We start from the raw sequence: 803 nt of genomic DNA, 5'->3' as shown, positions 1-803 counted from the left end.
TTATTGCGTAAAACCACATTGGCAATGACCGATTTAATAAAATAGCTACAAAACGGGCATTTTTTACGGATGTTTAAAATGACCGTTTTTAATAATCTTGTTAATAACGGGCGTTTTCAAAATGCGCTGTTGATGGATTCATCTTTTTTTACGTCGAATTAATTGAGTCCCGTCACAAAAAACGGCGATGTAAATATCCTTCTTGTTATTCCGCGTGATGATGGTGACTACGAATCTGATTAATTTAATGGAACCGGGTGCGATACTGCACCGGGATTCAGCCACTTTATTGTGAATCACTGAGAGAGGTAATAAATGGAACGCAGCAAATTGGCCAGGCAAATTATTGACACCTGTCTGGAAATGACTCGCCTGGGGCTTAACCAAGGCACCGCAGGGAATGTGAGCGTGCGTTATCAGGAGGGTATGTTGATTACGCCAACGGGTATTCCTTATGAAAAACTCACCGAATCGTACATTGTTTATATCGATGCCAACGGGCAACACGAACAGGGTAAATTGCCCTCCAGCGAATGGCGTTTTCACTGGGTTACGTACCAAACCCGGCCGGATGCTAACGCGGTGGTGCATAACCACGCGGTTAACTGCACGGCGGTTTCAATTCTTAATCGTCCGATTCCGGCCATTCACTACATGATTGCCGCGGCAGGTGGGAATTCGATTCCGTGCGCACCCTACGCCACATTTGGCACGCGTGCGCTTTCTGAACAGGTTGCCATTGCGCTCAAACACCGTAAGGCCACGTTGTTGCAGCACCACGGTCTGATTGCCTGCGAAGAAAA

Annotated in this window: 1 protein-coding gene; it reads left to right on the top strand. The window is 46.5% G+C overall.

What is annotated here, in order from left to right:
* Positions 1-315 precede the first annotated feature (315 nt).
* The coding region (locus J5224_RS31860; RefSeq protein WP_264628966.1) for an L-fuculose-phosphate aldolase at positions 316-803 on the top strand (488 nt) is incomplete at its 3' end.

Source organism: Candidatus Symbiopectobacterium sp. NZEC135 (genome assembly GCF_025962695.1).
Note: the sequence above shows the minus strand (reverse complement) of the source record. Positions and strands in the feature narration are given on the sequence as shown.